The following is a 14,657-nucleotide window of genomic DNA, read 5'->3' as shown; positions in this document are numbered from 1 at the left end:
GCCCCTGCCGTTACCGACACGGGGGCCCCGGTCCCCACCCGAATCCTCAGGGGTCACCCCCGGAGAGTGCAAGGTCCGACTGCATCACAGCCGGACCCGCACTCGAGGCTCGCCTAACCCAGCGTCTGGGCCGCCGTGGGCGAGGAGTCCTTCAGGAACTGCGAGCAGCGCTCGTACTCCTCCTGCTCGCCGATGGAACCGGCGGCGCGGGCGAGGCCGTGCAGGGCGCGCAGGAAGCCGCGGTTCGGCTCGTGCTCCCACGGGACCGGGCCGTGGCCCTTCCAGCCGTTGCGGCGCAGGGCGTCCAGGCCGCGGTGGTAGCCCGTACGGGCATAGGCGTACGACTCCACGACGCTGCCCCGCTCGAACGCCTCGTCGGCCAGCTGTGCCCAGGCCAGGGAGGACGTCGGGTACTTCGCGGCGACATCGGCGGGCGCCGTGCCGGACGCGAGGAGCTCACGGGGCTCCGGGTCGTCGGGGAGGTGGGTCGGGGGCGGGCCCCCGAGGAGGTTCTCGTGAATCGTCATGGGTTCCAGTCTGATGCATCCGCTAACCGATGCGCCGCTTGGCCCGCTCCCTCTCCAGCGGCGGCGCGGTGATCGAGCCATGGGTGAGGCACTCGGGGCGTGTGCAGTCCGGCGGCAGCCGTCGTACGGTCGCGAAGGCCAGGGCGGCGCCCGCCACCAGCACGCCCGCGCACCAGAGCATGGCCTCGCGGAAGGCGTCGTCGAAGGCGTCCGGCGAGCGGTAGGCCTCCTCGCCCATCCCGGTCAGCAGCGGCAGCGCGGCCACCGCGATCAGACCCGCGGCTCGGGCCGCCGCGTTGTTGATGCCGCTCGCCAGGCCCGCCCGCGCGACATCCACGGAGGCGAGGACGGTGGCCGTCAGCGGGGCGACCAGGGTGACCAGGCCGAGGCCGAAGACGAGGACCGCGGGCAGTACGTCGGCCCAGTACGAGGCGTCCGGGCCGACCCGCAGCATCAGCAGCAGTCCTGCCGCGCTCACCAGCGGCCCGACGGTGAGCGGGATACGCGGCCCGATCCGGACGGCCAGATCGCCGGACCGGGCGGAGAGCAGCAGCATCAGGACGGTCGTCGGCAGCAGTGCCGTACCGGCGCCCAGGGCCGAGTAGCCGGCGACGACCTGCAGCTGGATCACGGCGAGGAAGAAGAACCCGCCGAGGGCCGCGTACACGCACAGGGTGACCAGATTGACGGCGGTGAACTGGCGGGACGCGAAGATGTCGAGCGGCATCATCGGATCGGGCCGCCGCTTCTCGACGTACACAAAGGCGATCCCAAGAGCCACGCCCAGGGCCGCCGTGATCCAGTCCGACTCGATCAGCGCGTACGTCACCAGGCCGAGGGCCGCCGCACCCAGAAAGGCGCCCAGCACGTCGAAGCGGCCGTGCTTGGTGCCGTCCCCCGACTCCGGCACATGCCGCAGCGCGACCGGCACGCACAGCAGCGCCAGCGGGACGTTCAGCAGGAACACCCACCGCCAGCCGGGCCCGTCCACCAGCCAGCCGCCCAGGAAGGGTCCTACGGCCGCCCCGATGCCGCCGAAACCGGACCACAGGCCCACCGCCCGGCCCCGGTCGTCGGGGTGGAAGGAGGCCTGGATGAGCGCGAGGGAGCCGGGCGTGAGCAGCGCTCCGCCGACACCCTGGAGAGCGCGGGCGGCGATGAGGATTTCGGCGTTCGGGGCGAGCCCGCACAGCAGGGAGGCCACGGCGAACCAGATGACGCCGATGACGAAGATCCTGCGGCGGCCGTAGCGGTCACCGAGCGAACCGCCGAGGAGGATCAGACCGGCGAGGGTGAGCATGTACGCGTTGATCGTCCACTGGAGGGCGGAGAGGTTCGCGTCCAGATCCTCGCCGATCCGGGGGAGGGCGACGTTGACGACGGTCGAGTCCAGCAGGGCCATGCTGGAGCCGAGGACGGTGGTGAGCAGGATCCACTTGCCCTGCGCGGAAGTGATCCGGACGTCAGGCATGCCCCCAGGTATACAACGAGCCCGGCGCCGTGGGCAGGCGCCGGGCTCAGCAGTGCACTCAGGGACTACTTGATCTTCGTACCCGTCGAACGCAGGTTGCCGCAGGCCTCGAGGACACGCGCGGCCATGCTCGCCTCGGCCAGCTTGCCCCAGGTGCGCGGGTCGTAGGTCTTCTTGTTGCCGACCTCGCCGTCGACCTTCAGGACGCCGTCGTAGTTCTGGAACATGTGGGCGGCGACCGGACGCGTGAAGGCGTACTGGGTGTCGGTGTCGAGGTTCATCTTCACGACGCCGTTCTCCAGCGCGGTGGCGATCTCCTCGGCGGTGGAGCCGGAGCCGCCGTGGAAGACGAAGTCGAACGGGCTGGACTTGCCGTACTTCTCGCCGACGCCCTGCTGGAGGTCCTTCAGCAGCTCGGGACGGAGGACGACATTGCCCGGCTTGTAGACGCCGTGGACGTTGCCGAAGGAGGCGGCCAGCAGGTAGCGGCCCTTCTCGCCCAGGCCCAGGGCCTCGGCGGTGCGCAGGGCGTCGTCGACGGTGGTGTACAGCTCGTCGTTGATCTCGTGGGTGACGCCGTCCTCCTCGCCGCCGGTCGGGGTGATCTCGACCTCGAGGATGATCTTCGCGGCGGCGGCGCGGGGCAGCAGCTCCTGGGCGATGGCCAGGTTGTCGGCCAGGGTCTCGGCGGAGCCGTCCCACATGTGCGACTGGAACAGCGGGTTGCGGCCGGCCTTGACGCGCTCCTCGGAGACCGCGATCAGCGGGCGGACGTAGGCGTCCAGCTTGTCCTTGGGGCAGTGGTCGGTGTGCAGCGCGATGTTGACGTCGTACTTGGCGGCGACGATGTGCGCGAACTCGGCCAGGGCGACGGCGCCGGTGACCATGTCCTTGCTGTGCTGGCCGCCGAGGAACTCCGCACCACCGGTGGAGATCTGGACGATGCCGTCGCTCTCGGCCTCCGCGAAGCCGCGCAGTGCAGCGTGCAGGGTCTGGGAGGAGGTCACATTGATGGCCGGGTAGGCGAACTTGCCTGCCTTCGCCCGGTCGAGCATCTCGTTGTAGACCTCGGGGGTTGCGATGGGCATCTGTCCGCTCCTTGTGATGTGCGGGTTGCGTTCTGCGTACTTACGGCCCTGACCTAGACCTGGGAGGCGACATCATCGTCGTCGGGCCCATCTTTCCAGACGAACCGGGATGCTCCGAGAGCTGTCTCAGCCCGGACCTCAGTCCAGTCCCAGCTCGTCCTTGGCGTACGCGTAGCGGTACGGCACGCCCGCGCCTTCCTGGATCTTCTCGGCGGCCCCGGTCGCCCGGTCGACGATCGTCGCGACGGCCACGACCTCGGCGCCGGCCTCGCGCACGGCCTCCACGGCGGCCAGCGGGGAGCCGCCGGTGGTGGAGGTGTCCTCGACGACGAGCACCCGGCGGCCCGCGATGTCCGGACCCTCGACCCGGCGCTGGAGCCCGTGCGCCTTGGCGGCCTTGCGGACGACGAAGGCGTCGAGGCGCTGCCCCCGGGCCGCGGCCGCGTGCAGCATCGCCGCGGCGACCGGGTCGGCGCCCATGGTCAGCCCGCCGACCGCGTCGAAGTCCAGGTCGGCGGTGAGGTCGAGGAGCACCTGGCCGACCAGCGGGGCGGCTTCCCCGTCGAGGGTGATGCGCCGCAGGTCGACGTAGTAATCGGCCTCCAGACCCGAGGAGAGGGTCACCTTGCCGTGCACCACGGCCTTGTCCTTGATCTGCTGCAGCAGCGCGCCGCGTACGTCCGTCATGCCGAACAGCTTAGAGGCGGGTCCAGCTCCAGGTCGTCGTGGCCTCCAGCGGCTCCAGCGGGGTGACCAGGCGCGGGTGGGTGTTGAGCCCGTTGGGCGGCCCGGTCTGCGGTTCCACGCATACGGCGGCCTCCTGCTCGTCGTAGACGACGACCCATTCCTCGGGGCTGGTGACCTTGAGGGCGAGCTGCCCCGGCCAGGTGAGGGTGACATCGACTCCGTCGGTCATGCCGAAGCAGTCGTCCCAGGGGCCGGGCTTGGGATCGATGCGGTTGCCGGTGGGCAGGTGGTCCTCGCCGCGCTCCTCCTGCCAGGTGGGGGCGAAGTCGAGGTGGACGTCCGCGCCGCCGAGGGTGCGGTTGAACCACGGGTGCCAGCCGATCTGGGCCGGGAAGGAGTCCTCGTACGTCTCCACGGACATCGTCAGCGTCAACGCGCTCTCGGTGAGGCCGACGACCTGGGTGATGCGGCCGGTGTGCGGCCAGGGGTGCACGAGGTCGTACGTGATCACCGCCTCGTCCGCCGTGACGCGGGCGGTGCGCCAGGCGCCGTCGCGTGCGGTGCCGTGGATGGCGTGGGGCGGGGAGTTCAGGGGCATCTGGACGACGGTGGCGCCGTCCCGGAAACGGCCGTCCCTGATGCGGCCGCACCACGGGACCATCGGGAAACAGCCGAAGCGGTCGCCCTGGCGCAGGAGTTCGGTTCCGCCGACGCGGAGTCCTCCGATACGGCCGCCGTTGCCCGGTTGTACGGTCACCTCCGCGTCGCCCGCGGTCAGCGTGATGTCTTCGTTACTCACGGGATGACCCTACTGGGGTGATCAAGGGGGCCTTTCCTTTACGGCTGTCTTAGCGGCGTCTTCTGAGGACTCGGCTGACGACGATCGCGGAGGCTACGGCCAGGGCGGCGGCGGGGGCTGCCCAGCGGAGGGTGGAGACGGGCTGGTTGGACTGGGGGGCGGGGACGGGGGCGTAGCGGCCGCGGGGTGGGGCGTGGTCGACCTCCTCCGCGCTGCGGCCGATCATGGTGCGGCGGGCGTGGGCGGCCTCCGGAGGGGCCTCGGCTTCGCCTTCGGCCTGTTGTTTCCCACCCGCACCACCCGTGCTGCTCTCGTCGTCAGGTGCGGCTGGCCCCTGTGGGGCTTCCTCGCCATCCGCGGCTGCGGGAGCATCCGGCGCCTGGGCCTCGGCCTCCTCCGGCTCGGGCAGTGCGGCCTCCGGCTCCCCCTCCGTCGCCCCCAAGTTCTCCGCGAAACGGTTCAGCAGCCTTGTCATCGCCGCGTTGACCTGTTCCGGTGGGAGTTGGGCGATGCGGCCGTCCGCCGTGGCCGTGGCGTCGAAGGTCAGGGTCGAGCCCTCGGCCGACTCGGTCACGCGCAGGGTCAGGGACAGCTTCACCGAGCCCGTCCCCCTGGCCTCCGTCGCGTCGCCCTCCACCGCGTACGTGCCGTCCTCGCGGGGCGCGATACGCAGGGCGCCCCGGTATGTGATCGTGTGGCCGCCCACCCGTACCTTCAGGCGCCCGCTCATCGGCGCTTCCGCGCCCGCGTCCTGTTGGAGCCCGGGGAGTGCCCGGGCTACCCGCGCGGGGTCGGACAGCGCCTCCCTCAAGCGAGCCGTGGCAACCGGAACGAACACGTCAAGCTCCATGTCAGCGGAGCCTACCCAGGAGAACCGCTGTCGCACCCCCCGTCGGCGTAATCTCGCGGCACGTCCGGGTATCCGCCTCTACCGGACCGGCCGCCCGAGGCGCACCGGGACGCCCGGTGAGTACAGGACGCTGGCCGGGGCCGTGCTCGGCGCGGGCAGGCCGGCCGCGGTGACCAGGTTCTCCTCGCAGGTGATCAGCTCGGCGCGGTGCAGGGGCCAGTGCGGGTGGTGGTTCGGCAGATACGCCGGTCCGCCCGCGAAGGGGTTGTGCATACCCCAGCGGGCGGTCAGGAAGTGCTCCAACTCCGTTGGTTCATGGATGCGTTCACCCGGCCGTACCTCGATACGGCTGTACGCGCCCCGCTCTCCCGGCCAGCGGCGCGTGCTCGTGTACGTGACCTTCTCCTCCGCCGCCTTCACCTCCATACGGGACCAGAGATACGGGAGCCGGAAGCCCATGCGGCCCATCACCACCGGGATCAGGCGCGACGCGTCCATCGAGCGGAAGACGACCCCGCGACGGCCCTGCGCGTCCACCGAGTACAGGCGGACGTTCGTCTCCGGGAACGAACCCAGATACGGCACCCCGGGCAGCTTGAACCAGCCCACCTTGTGCATCCGGAAGGCGACCAGACCGACGTACGTGACTCCCTCGTGGGTGTCGGGGACCGTCCCCGTCGGCAACAGGCCCGCCACCGCCTCCGGTTCCACCGCCCAGTGGATGAAGGTCAGGTCCAGCCAATGCTGGGTGAGCAGTGGGACGGGTATGTCGGCCGGGGTCCCGGGCCACGCGGACTTCTGCATGCTCGGAGCATGCCAGGCCCGCCTCGTGGGCCCGTCAGTACCTCGGGTGCACCAGTGTCGACACACCCAGCCCCCGCACCCGCAACTCCTCCGCCGCCCTCGCGTCCTCCGACAGCCGCGCGGCCGTCAGCGTCCGCAGCCGCGGGCCCTGTGCGGACAGGCCCAGCGGCGGTTCGAAGCCGGGGCCCGCCAGGATGAAGCCCCAGTCGTGCGGGGCGTCCGCCCGGCCCGTGGAGCGGTCCGGGCCCGCCGCGAAACCCGGAGCCCGCCCCGCCACGCAGTACGGCGCCGTGCGCAGGCCCGACGCCCGCAGGGTCGCCTCGACCGTCCAGAAGACACGGGGGCGGGAGGCCATCGGGCCCGCGTGCACCACCAGGCGTCCGTCGTCCGTCAGCATCCGCTGGACCAGGCCGTAGAACTCCTGCGCATAGAGCTTCGTGCTCGCCGTGATGCCCGGGTCCGGGAGGTCGGAGACGACGACGTCGTAGCGGACGGTCGGTGCTGTGCGCAGGTGGCCGAAGGCGTCCGCCGTCGTGACGCGGACGCGCGGGTCGTCGTAGACCCCGCCGTTGAGACCCGACAGTGCCGGGTCCTCGCGGGCCAGGCGGACCACCTCCGCGTCCAGTTCCACGACGTCCACCCGCCGCACCCCCGGATGCCGCAGCACCTCACGCGCCGCGAGCCCGTCGCCGCCGCCGAGGATCAGCACCCGCTCGTGCGGGCCGTTCATCGCCGGGTGGACCAGCGCCTCGTGGTAGCGGTGTTCGTCGCGCCCGCTGACGCGCAGGCGGCCGTCGAGGTAGAGGTCGACGGGGTGGCCGTCGGTGCCGCCGGTGAGGACGACCTCCTGGACGTCGGTCTGGATCGCCACGCGTACGTCGGCGCCGTACACCGCGTGCCGGGCGGCCCGTTCGAAGTCGTCGACGTGGACGGCGGCCGCGGCGAGGATGCCGAGGACCGTGAGGTTGGCGGCGAGCAGCAGCCAGCGGGCGCGCCTGGTCAGGTCGCGGCCGAACAGGCCGAGGACGAGGGCGCCGCCGGCCAGGGCGTTGACCGCGCCGGTGATCAGGGCGCCGGTCAACTGGCCGAGCAGGGGCAGCAGAAGGAAGGGGAAGGCCAGGCCTCCGACGAGTGCGCCGACGTAGTCAGCGGCGAACAGGTCGGCCACCGCGCCGCCCGCGTCCTGGCGCCGGATGCGCTGGATCAGCTCCATCAGCAGCGGGACTTCGGCGCCGATCAGCAGGCCGATGGCGAGGGAGAAGGTGACGAGCAGGACTCGGGGTCCGTGTCCCCACAGGCCGCCCCAGTCGCCGGTCCAGGCGAACACGGCGTACAGGGCGAGCGCGCTGCAGCCGCCGACGAGGGCGAGGACCGTCTCGATCGCGCCGAAGCCCGCGGCGGCGTGCCAGCGCAGGCGTTTGGCGACGAGCGAGCCGAGGCCCATCGCGAAGACCATGACGGACAGCACGACGGAGGCCTGGGTGACCGAGTCGCCGATCAAGTAGGAGGCGAGGGCAACCAGTTCGAGTTCGTACACGAGTCCGCAGGCGGCGCAGACGAAGACGCACGCGAGGACCAGGAAGCGTCCTGTCCCCGGCCGGACGGGCAGCCGCGCCGGGCCGCCCCAGGGTGCCGGGGTGGCGGGCGGGGCGGGCGCGTGCGGTTCGATCACGTTGCGACGTTACGTCACAGGCGCGTCACGCTTCGTCACCCACACGTGTGGAACTGGCGCCCTAAACGCCGGACGGGCTGAGCGCGCTCACCGGGATCCGCACCCCGACCCGGGTCCGGGTCGCCACCAACTGGCCGTCCTGCGGGTAGGCATGCCAGGTCCGCCAGTGCATCTGTCCCTCCTGGCGCTGCGCCAGCATCGCGGTGAAGGCGTGCGGGCTGCCGGGGAAGACCCCGGCCAGGCCGTTGGGATGGTCGGCGACCAGGGCCAGCAACTCCTGGGCGCGGCCCGCGAACTGACCCGGCGCCAGGACCTCGACGCGGGCGGCGAACTCGTACTCCCAGTCGCCGACCCGCTTGGCGACGCCCAGCGGGAGGGGGGTGCTGCTGCCCGGGATGCATGCCACCGTCTCCGAACAACTGCCCCGCTCCTCCTCCAGGAGCACCTGGTGGGACGCGCCGAGCAGTCTCAACTGAAGCTTCGCCCCGGACAGTTCGAGGTCGAGGGTGGCCAGTGCGGGGAGCGGCTCACGCCCCAGGGCCCAGGCGAGGTCGGCCGCGCGCGTGTCGGTGTAGGAGGTGTTCAGGGTCGTGAGCATGGATCGGCTCCGCTAGCACGCAAAAGAAAGGGAGGGAGGTGGGGGTACGGCGCACCCGGTCGACACCGGGAGATCGGCCCGGTCAGCCCGGTCGGCGAGTCAGGGGGGTGGCCGCCGGGTGTCCGAAGGGGCCGCGTTGGTGGATTAGAGGGAATCATGAACGGTGGGGCCGCCACAGCGTTTTTACCCAACTTCGTAGGGTTTCCATCCCTCAGAGGGCTCCACAGCTCAACTGTTCAACCAGGGCGTGCGCCGTGTCGGCTGGGGCGCACGCCGGAGCGTACGGCCGTGCCATGCACAAGGGAGCGGTCGTGCGATGCATACGGAAGCGGGACCACGGACATGCAAGCGGGGCCCGCCCTCCGTGGGCGGGCCCCGCTGTCCGGATGCGGTTCCCCCATTGCGAAGCTCAGCTGCCCCGTGTCAGCTGCCTCCGCCCCCGCATCCACCACCCCCGCCGCCGCAGGACGACGACGATCCGCCGCCGCAGGACGAACCGCCCCCGCAGGACGAGCCGCCACTGTCCCCTCCACCGGCCCACCAGCTGCTGCTGTCGTTGCTGTCGCGGCGGCCGTACGAACGCCGACGCATCTGTGTCTCCTGTCGGCGACCGACCCCCACGATCGCCAGCGTGATCAGTCCCGCGAACAGAACCAGCAGGATGATGCCGAATGCCATGGGCATGACCTCACCCTCCTTCCCTTGCTCCGGCAGCTCCCCCGAAGCGGCCCCCCGTGGGCGCCTCGCCAGCTGCGTGAACGAGAAATGCCCTCCCCACTCACGACCCAAAGCAGAGTTGAGGAACTTCAGAGGGTTCTCGCGAGGCGACGGCCCCTGACCTGCACAGAAGGGCAGTTCAGGGGCCGTCCGTGAGTCACTGGGCCGTCTGTGGGCCGTGATCTTCCTGGGAGACGCCCTGAAACACCGTGTCGATGGCGTGGCGGGCCCTCTGGCGACTGTCGGGCATCAGGTGGGCGTACACCCGCAGCGTCAGCCCCGGGTCAGCATGTCCCATGTACTCGCTGACGGCCTTGATGTTCTCGCCCGCGTCCAAGAGCGCGGAGGCGTAGAAGTGCCGGAGGGCGTGCATGCCGTGCTCGCGCGCCGACTCGTACTTGCCGTCGTCGTCCGCCTCCGGGATGAGGCCAGCGACCGCCAGAGCAGGTTTCCACTCCTTGCCGTTGAAGTTGCTGCGCCACACCATGCCCCCTTGCTCAGCCGTGAATATCAGCCGGGCGGACACCTTGGGCCCCTCCGGCACGTCCCACGGCAACGTGATCTCCACGGGCTTGAAGGCGTCCATATGCACCCGGAGGGCTTCCGCCACGGAGCCGGGCAGCGGAACGTCCCGTTTCTTGCCGCCCTTGGGGAGAGCGAACACCGGGTGCCCTTCCACGTGCTTGATCTGCCGGACCACGTGGAGCGTGCGTCCGTCGGTGTCGATGGCGTCCTCGGCGAGCCCGAACACCTCGCCCTGGCGCAGGCCACATCCGGCCCCGACGTTGACCATCGCTCGGTACCGATCCAGAAGAGCCGCGCGAACGGCGAACACCTGGTCGGGCACCCACGGGACCACGGGATGTGGGTCAGGCTTGGGACGCCGAACGGTCCGCGCACCGCACGGGTTGCGCGACAACAGCGTGTCGTCGACAGCGGCAGACAGGACCGACTGAACGTCCGCGAAGATGTTCCGGGCGTAGGACGGACCGATGCCGGGTTTCGCTTCCAGGGCCGCAACGAACTCTCGGATGTGCTCCGGTCGGAAGGTCCCGATCGGACGGGAGCCGAGAACCGGGTAGACGTGCAACCTCAGGCGCCGGCCGAGTTCCTTCCGGGTCATCGGGCTGGGTGTCTTGGTGTCCAACCACTTCTCGGCATACTGCCGGAACGTGATCTGCATTGACTTGGGGTCGGTGTACTGACCGCGCGTCATGTCCGTTTCGATAGCGCTGAGCCACTTCTCGGCGAGGCGCTTCTTGCCGTCGGGGAAGCTCTTGGACTTCTCGGTTCCGTCGGGGCCGATGTAGCGGGCCCGGTAGCGCATGCCCTTGCCGTGCCGATCGCTCTTGACGCGGACGGTCTTGCCGGCGGAGTTGGTCTCGGTCTTGAACCAGCGGTCTTGGATGTGACCTGCCATATGGGGCGGTGGTCCCTTCTGGGCATGGGACGGGGAGGACCACGGTGTGGCCCTCCCCGGGGAGTTGAGTGGTGCGGGTTCGGCAGCTCAGGCGGCGTCGTCGAGGGCGGTGCGTTCGGCCTCCCACGCCTGTACGGCGGCGGGGTTGAAGCGGAGGTAGCGGCCGACGCGGAAACCGGCCGGGCCGATGCGCTTGCGTCGCCACTGGTAGACGGTCTCGACGCTGGGGAGGCTGAACATGGTGACCAGGTCTTCGGGGGTGAGGTAGCGATCCGGGAGTCCGCCGCGTAGGAGGGCGCGCGGGTCGGTCGGCTCTTCGGTGGCCATGGTGTGGTGACTCCTCGGGTTGGGTGAGGTGTCCTGCGGTGGGTTCGGTGCCGTGGTTTGCGTGCAGGCGTCGGGAGCCTGCGTCTGTCCGAGGTGCGGATTTCTGCGTCACCTGCGTCATCTGCGTCATTCACCGCCCTGACCTGCGACTTTGCGGTGACGCAGCACGGGGGGGTGCGTCACCGGTGACACGGACCTGCGTCATGGGGTGACGCAGGTGACGCGGGGTGACGCAGGAATCGGCCGTCTGCGTCACCGCTGTTTCGGCAGGTCACCGGCCTTTTTCGGGGCGTGGGTGACGCAGGTGACGCAGCGTCTCTCTACTTCGGACAAAGAGGGGGTGGTGTCTGTTGTGGTGTGCGGCTCAGAGAGTGAAGAAGGAGCCGCTTCGCGGCGCGACCCGCGCAGGGCGGCGGTGCCGCCGAACAGCAAGAGGAGCACGCGTGCCCGGGTGCTCCTCTTGCTGTTGCGGGCGGTCGTGGTGCCGCGTGGTCAGAAGGCCGCTTCCTGCTCGGACGGGGGCGGCGCGGCGGACGGCCGCGCGATCTCGATGTAGCGGGATGCGTTGGTGCGTCCCCAGTCGATGAGGACGCCCCGGGCCGCGAGGGTGGGCTGTAGACGCTTGAGGCGGTCTGAGAGCACCTTGCCGGTGGTCGGCCACCCTTTAGGCAGGGGACGGAAGTCCTCGCCCGTGTAGAGACCGGTGAGGCAGTGCAGCCATTCGGCGGACGTCATCCGCTGCTCGGTGCCCGGCTCGATGCCGGCCGCGTGCTTGAGCACGGTCTGCGCCAACAGGTCGCCCTCGATGACGTCGTCGTTGAGGTCGTCCAGGCTGGCCCGGTAGGCGGCGAGAGCTCCGAGGCCCGTGGCCGCGTCGAGCTGTGCGCACAGGTGCGCGAAGTCGGCCATGCGCAGGTCGGTTGGGATGTCCGCCTCCGCCGCCCGCACCTGCACGGTGAGGTCCAGGAGCGAGCCGAGGATGACGGGCAGCACCTCGGCGAAGTCGGACCACAGTTCGGCCTCGGTGCGCCGGACGCGGGGGCGTTCCAAGCGGAGCGGCAGGAGCCGTTCGGCGAGGTCGGGTCGGATCACACCGACGTCGATGCCGGTCAGGAGCAAGGGGCGGCGGTAGCCGATGCGGAAGACGTCCCCGTCGGTGAAGAGGGCACGCTTGACGTTCTCGGCCCCGGTCACGATGCAGCACATCGCGTCGGACAGTTCCGGGGTCATGTGGGAGAGGTTGTCCAGGGCGGTGACCCATCCAGCCGCCACCGCCGTGATCAGGTTCTCTTCATCCTTCGGGGCCCGGCGCAGGTCGCCGGTCATGCCCTCGATGATCCGCACGAGCATCCGCCCGCCGGTGGACTTGCCGGCGCCCTGCGGTCCGGTGAGGAACGGGGCAGGGACGGGCACCGTCGGCCCGAGGCAGCCGATGAGCCAGGCGATGGCCAGGCACTCGGTCTCCGCTGTGGCGAAGTTGCACAGCCGCATCAGCAGGTCGATGCCCTTGCCGTCGGTGTCCTTGACCGGCAGGGGCAGTTCCCCGGTGAGCTGGGTGCGGCGCCAGCACACCTCGCGCGGGTCCGGGGTGGCGATGTCCCATCCGGTGGGGTGGATCCGTACGGACTGCCCGTCGCTGCGCCCGAGGTCCAGCCACGTCGCCCCGTCGAATCCGGGGGCGACGCGGATGTGCACGGGCTGTACGTCCTCGGTCAGCGCGAGTGCCTCGATCAAGTCGAGTGCTTCCTTCATGGCGGTGCCGTTGAACACGCCGTGCCCGTCTCGGAAGAGTCCGACCATGAGTTCCTGCCGGTGGCTTCCCGTGGTGCCCTGTGAGCGGATAGGGCGGGCCACGGGGTGGCCGTTGCGCTGCGCGTATACGGTGCCGTCTGCGGTGCGGAAGTACCGGAAGTGCGCTTGCGCGTAGTCGGTGATGATCTCGCGTGCGGGGGTCTTTTCGTCGTCGGACATGGTCACAGTCCCAACGTGGTGCGGGCGTTGGTCCACGCGTCCGTGCAGTGCCTTGCCGTCTCGCCCTTGCTCTGCGCGGCCGTAAACAGGCGGGCAACGTGGGTGTCGGTGAGGCAGCCGCACCGGCCGTGCCTGGACAGCACCGCGAGGAACGTCCCGTATACGGTGGCGTGGATCGCGCTGCGGGCGGCGGTGATGCGCTGCTCGGCCATGGCGATGCCGCGTTCCAGGAAGACGGGCGTGCGGTGCGGGCACTGCCCGCCGCCGGACCCGGCGGGCACGCCGGCGTGCAGTACCGGCCGGGCCGGGGAGCGCGTCTTGGCGGCCAGGGCGCGCACGGTGTCCGGCAGGTCGGCCGTGGTGCCGGTGCCGGGTCCGAGGTAGCGGGCGTAGGCCATGGTCGACTTGATGTCGACACCGGGACGCACCTTGTTGCGGGAGGTCATGGCGCCCCGGTAGATCCAGTGCTCACCGCGTGTCGTCGGAACGATCCGTGTGGCCGGCAGGGCAGTGCGGGCCCACGCGACGGCGTCCGCGTTGTCCAGGTCGACCACGGTCAGACCGGCGCCGCCGGGGTGGTAGCCGACGCACACCGCCCGTCGCCACGCCGCCGCCCACGCGGGCGAGACGATGACGGCCGGCTCGGTGGTCGCGGCGGCCCAGGCGTGGCAGACGCCGGGGCAGCGGCACGGGCCCGGGGTCTTCATGTTCGGCCGGCCGCCGCACGCGTTGTCCACGCACGCGGGGCAGTTACCGAACGGCACCTTGCCCCGGCGCACGGGCAGCACCGGGACGCCAGACGCTGCGAGGCTCAGCGCGGTGTGCAGGGGGTAGGGCGTTTCGCTCATGCCGCGCTCCGATCGGTGAGCAGCGTCTGGCGGTGGGTGGGGATGGCACTGATGACGCGCTCGCGCCACTTCAGGGCGTAGTCGATGCAGTTCGCGCAGTTCTTGTGCGGGTGGCCGGGCAGCGGAGGGCGGCGGCGGGCGTGGGAGCTCCACGCCGCGGAGTCCGCGGACGCGAGCAGATGCCCGACGCGTTCCAGGCCGAGGATCTTGAAGCCGAAGCCGTGCAGCTTGAAGCCGTGTGTGGCCATCGCGGTGACGATCGCGGCGCCCTGGCGGGTGGACTGCAACCGGCACACCGAGCCGAGCCCAACGATCGGTTCGGCCCGCAGGTCTACGCCCGCCTTCTCGTACAGCTCTACGCAGTGCTCGTAGGCCGGCACGGTGTCGCCCTGGACGACCGGTGCGATGCGCAGGTCGGGGGCAAGGGAGCGCAGTTCGAGGAAGTTCTCAACGGTGCGGCGCTGGTGCTCGGCGACGCTGAGGTGGGTGCCGACGAAGTGCTGTCCGCCGAACCAGCCGCCCTCGATGATGGCCTTCTCGCACATCCAGTCCTGCGGGGCGGCCCAATCGTACGGGCCCACGTGCTCCCAGATCCGGCGCAAGGAGTCGATGTACTGGCGGGGCGTGCGCATCCAGGTGCCTTTGTCCTTCAGCTCCATGAACCCGCCGGAGTCGACCGCGTAGGGGCCCTGGGCTACGTCCCACTTGACGGCACGGTCCCAGTGCTCGGATTTCAAGAACAGCGGCACGTCGGTCCAGCGGAGCCAGTGCCGTTTATGGGTGGTCAGGTAGAACCGCATCCTGCCCGCGGCGGGAGCTCCCGCCGGTGGGCGAGCCGGGGTTGTGAATAAGGCTCGCCGATTGTCAGTGGGGTGGGT

General features: G+C 70.6%; 15 protein-coding genes. All 15 read right to left on the bottom strand.

Annotated elements, in window-relative coordinates; all coding sequences use genetic code 11:
• Nucleotides 1–113: 113 nt before the first annotated feature.
• A complete protein-coding gene (locus OHT76_RS23290; RefSeq protein WP_328872794.1) occupies nucleotides 114–527 on the bottom strand; it encodes a DUF3151 domain-containing protein in 414 nt (137 codons plus the stop codon).
• 22 nt (nucleotides 528–549) lie between these two features.
• Nucleotides 550–1,998, bottom strand: coding sequence for an MFS transporter (locus OHT76_RS23285; protein ID WP_328872793.1), 1,449 nt, complete (start codon nucleotides 1,996–1,998; stop codon nucleotides 550–552).
• Between the two features lie 65 nt (nucleotides 1,999–2,063).
• Complete coding sequence (gene fbaA, locus OHT76_RS23280) at nucleotides 2,064–3,086, bottom strand: class II fructose-bisphosphate aldolase (protein WP_328872792.1); 1,023 nt, start codon at nucleotides 3,084–3,086, stop codon at nucleotides 2,064–2,066.
• A 138-nt stretch (nucleotides 3,087–3,224) separates the two neighbouring features.
• Entirely contained in the window at nucleotides 3,225–3,773 is a 549-nt protein-coding gene (gene pyrE, locus OHT76_RS23275; protein WP_328872791.1) for an orotate phosphoribosyltransferase, read from the bottom strand.
• Between the two features lie 10 nt (nucleotides 3,774–3,783).
• A complete protein-coding gene (locus OHT76_RS23270) occupies nucleotides 3,784–4,572 on the bottom strand; it encodes an aldose epimerase family protein (protein ID WP_328872790.1) in 789 nt (262 codons plus the stop codon).
• Nucleotides 4,573–4,621: 49 nt separating this feature from the next.
• Nucleotides 4,622–5,422: an SRPBCC domain-containing protein gene (locus OHT76_RS23265; RefSeq protein ID WP_328872789.1), complete on the bottom strand. Its 801-nt coding sequence runs from the start codon at nucleotides 5,420–5,422 to the stop codon at nucleotides 4,622–4,624.
• A gap of 78 nt (nucleotides 5,423–5,500) precedes the next feature.
• Nucleotides 5,501–6,226 carry a YqjF family protein gene (locus tag OHT76_RS23260; RefSeq protein ID WP_328872788.1) on the bottom strand — a complete coding sequence of 242 codons (726 nt, stop codon included), beginning with the start codon at nucleotides 6,224–6,226 and terminating at the stop codon, nucleotides 5,501–5,503.
• A 34-nt stretch (nucleotides 6,227–6,260) separates the two neighbouring features.
• A complete protein-coding gene (locus tag OHT76_RS23255; protein WP_328872787.1) occupies nucleotides 6,261–7,898 on the bottom strand; it encodes a polyamine aminopropyltransferase in 1,638 nt (545 codons plus the stop codon).
• 61 nt (nucleotides 7,899–7,959) lie between these two features.
• Nucleotides 7,960–8,496, bottom strand: coding sequence for a DUF2617 family protein (locus OHT76_RS23250; RefSeq protein WP_328872786.1), 537 nt, complete (start codon nucleotides 8,494–8,496; stop codon nucleotides 7,960–7,962).
• 423 nt (nucleotides 8,497–8,919) lie between these two features.
• A complete protein-coding gene (locus OHT76_RS23245) occupies nucleotides 8,920–9,180 on the bottom strand; it encodes a hypothetical protein (protein ID WP_328872785.1) in 261 nt (86 codons plus the stop codon).
• A 190-nt stretch (nucleotides 9,181–9,370) separates the two neighbouring features.
• Nucleotides 9,371–10,633: a tyrosine-type recombinase/integrase gene (locus OHT76_RS23240; RefSeq protein ID WP_328872784.1), complete on the bottom strand. Its 1,263-nt coding sequence runs from the start codon at nucleotides 10,631–10,633 to the stop codon at nucleotides 9,371–9,373.
• An 87-nt stretch (nucleotides 10,634–10,720) separates the two neighbouring features.
• Entirely contained in the window at nucleotides 10,721–10,960 is a 240-nt protein-coding gene (locus OHT76_RS23235) for a helix-turn-helix transcriptional regulator (protein ID WP_328872783.1), read from the bottom strand.
• Nucleotides 10,961–11,452: 492 nt separating this feature from the next.
• On the bottom strand, nucleotides 11,453–12,931 hold the full coding sequence (locus tag OHT76_RS23230; RefSeq protein ID WP_328872782.1) for an ATP-binding protein: 1,479 nt from the start codon (nucleotides 12,929–12,931) through the stop codon (nucleotides 11,453–11,455).
• Nucleotides 12,932–12,933: 2 nt separating this feature from the next.
• Nucleotides 12,934–13,779, bottom strand: a complete 846-nt coding sequence (locus OHT76_RS23225; protein WP_328872781.1) for a bifunctional DNA primase/polymerase — start codon at nucleotides 13,777–13,779, stop codon at nucleotides 12,934–12,936.
• A complete protein-coding gene (locus tag OHT76_RS23220; RefSeq protein WP_328872780.1) occupies nucleotides 13,776–14,579 on the bottom strand; it encodes a deazapurine DNA modification protein DpdA family protein in 804 nt (267 codons plus the stop codon). The genes OHT76_RS23225 and OHT76_RS23220 overlap by 4 nt, the downstream gene beginning before the upstream one ends.
• Nucleotides 14,580–14,657 lie beyond the last annotated feature (78 nt).

This window comes from Streptomyces sp. NBC_00287 (assembly GCF_036173105.1).
Taxonomy (GTDB): domain Bacteria; phylum Actinomycetota; class Actinomycetes; order Streptomycetales; family Streptomycetaceae; genus Streptomyces.
Note: the sequence above shows the minus strand (reverse complement) of the source record. Positions and strands in the feature narration are given on the sequence as shown.

Bases quoted from the DNA above. Each gene is read 5' to 3' on its own strand.
- OHT76_RS23290 (WP_328872794.1), bottom strand. From the start codon at position 527: ATGACGATTCACGAGAACCTCCTCGGGGGCCCGCCCCCGACCCACCTC.
- OHT76_RS23285 (WP_328872793.1), bottom strand. From the start codon at position 1,998: ATGCCTGACGTCCGGATCACTTCCGCGCAGGGCAAGTGGATCCTGCTC.
- fbaA (WP_328872792.1), bottom strand. From the start codon at position 3,086: ATGCCCATCGCAACCCCCGAGGTCTACAACGAGATGCTCGACCGGGCG.
- pyrE (WP_328872791.1), bottom strand. From the start codon at position 3,773: ATGACGGACGTACGCGGCGCGCTGCTGCAGCAGATCAAGGACAAGGCC.
- OHT76_RS23265 (WP_328872789.1), bottom strand. From the start codon at position 5,422: ATGGAGCTTGACGTGTTCGTTCCGGTTGCCACGGCTCGCTTGAGGGAG.
- OHT76_RS23260 (WP_328872788.1), bottom strand. From the start codon at position 6,226: ATGCAGAAGTCCGCGTGGCCCGGGACCCCGGCCGACATACCCGTCCCA.
- OHT76_RS23250 (WP_328872786.1), bottom strand. From the start codon at position 8,496: ATGCTCACGACCCTGAACACCTCCTACACCGACACGCGCGCGGCCGAC.
- OHT76_RS23245 (WP_328872785.1), bottom strand. From the start codon at position 9,180: ATGCCCATGGCATTCGGCATCATCCTGCTGGTTCTGTTCGCGGGACTG.
- OHT76_RS23240 (WP_328872784.1), bottom strand. From the start codon at position 10,633: ATGGCAGGTCACATCCAAGACCGCTGGTTCAAGACCGAGACCAACTCC.
- OHT76_RS23235 (WP_328872783.1), bottom strand. From the start codon at position 10,960: ATGGCCACCGAAGAGCCGACCGACCCGCGCGCCCTCCTACGCGGCGGA.
- OHT76_RS23230 (WP_328872782.1), bottom strand. From the start codon at position 12,931: ATGTCCGACGACGAAAAGACCCCCGCACGCGAGATCATCACCGACTAC.
- OHT76_RS23225 (WP_328872781.1), bottom strand. From the start codon at position 13,779: ATGAGCGAAACGCCCTACCCCCTGCACACCGCGCTGAGCCTCGCAGCG.
- OHT76_RS23220 (WP_328872780.1), bottom strand. From the start codon at position 14,579: ATGCGGTTCTACCTGACCACCCATAAACGGCACTGGCTCCGCTGGACC.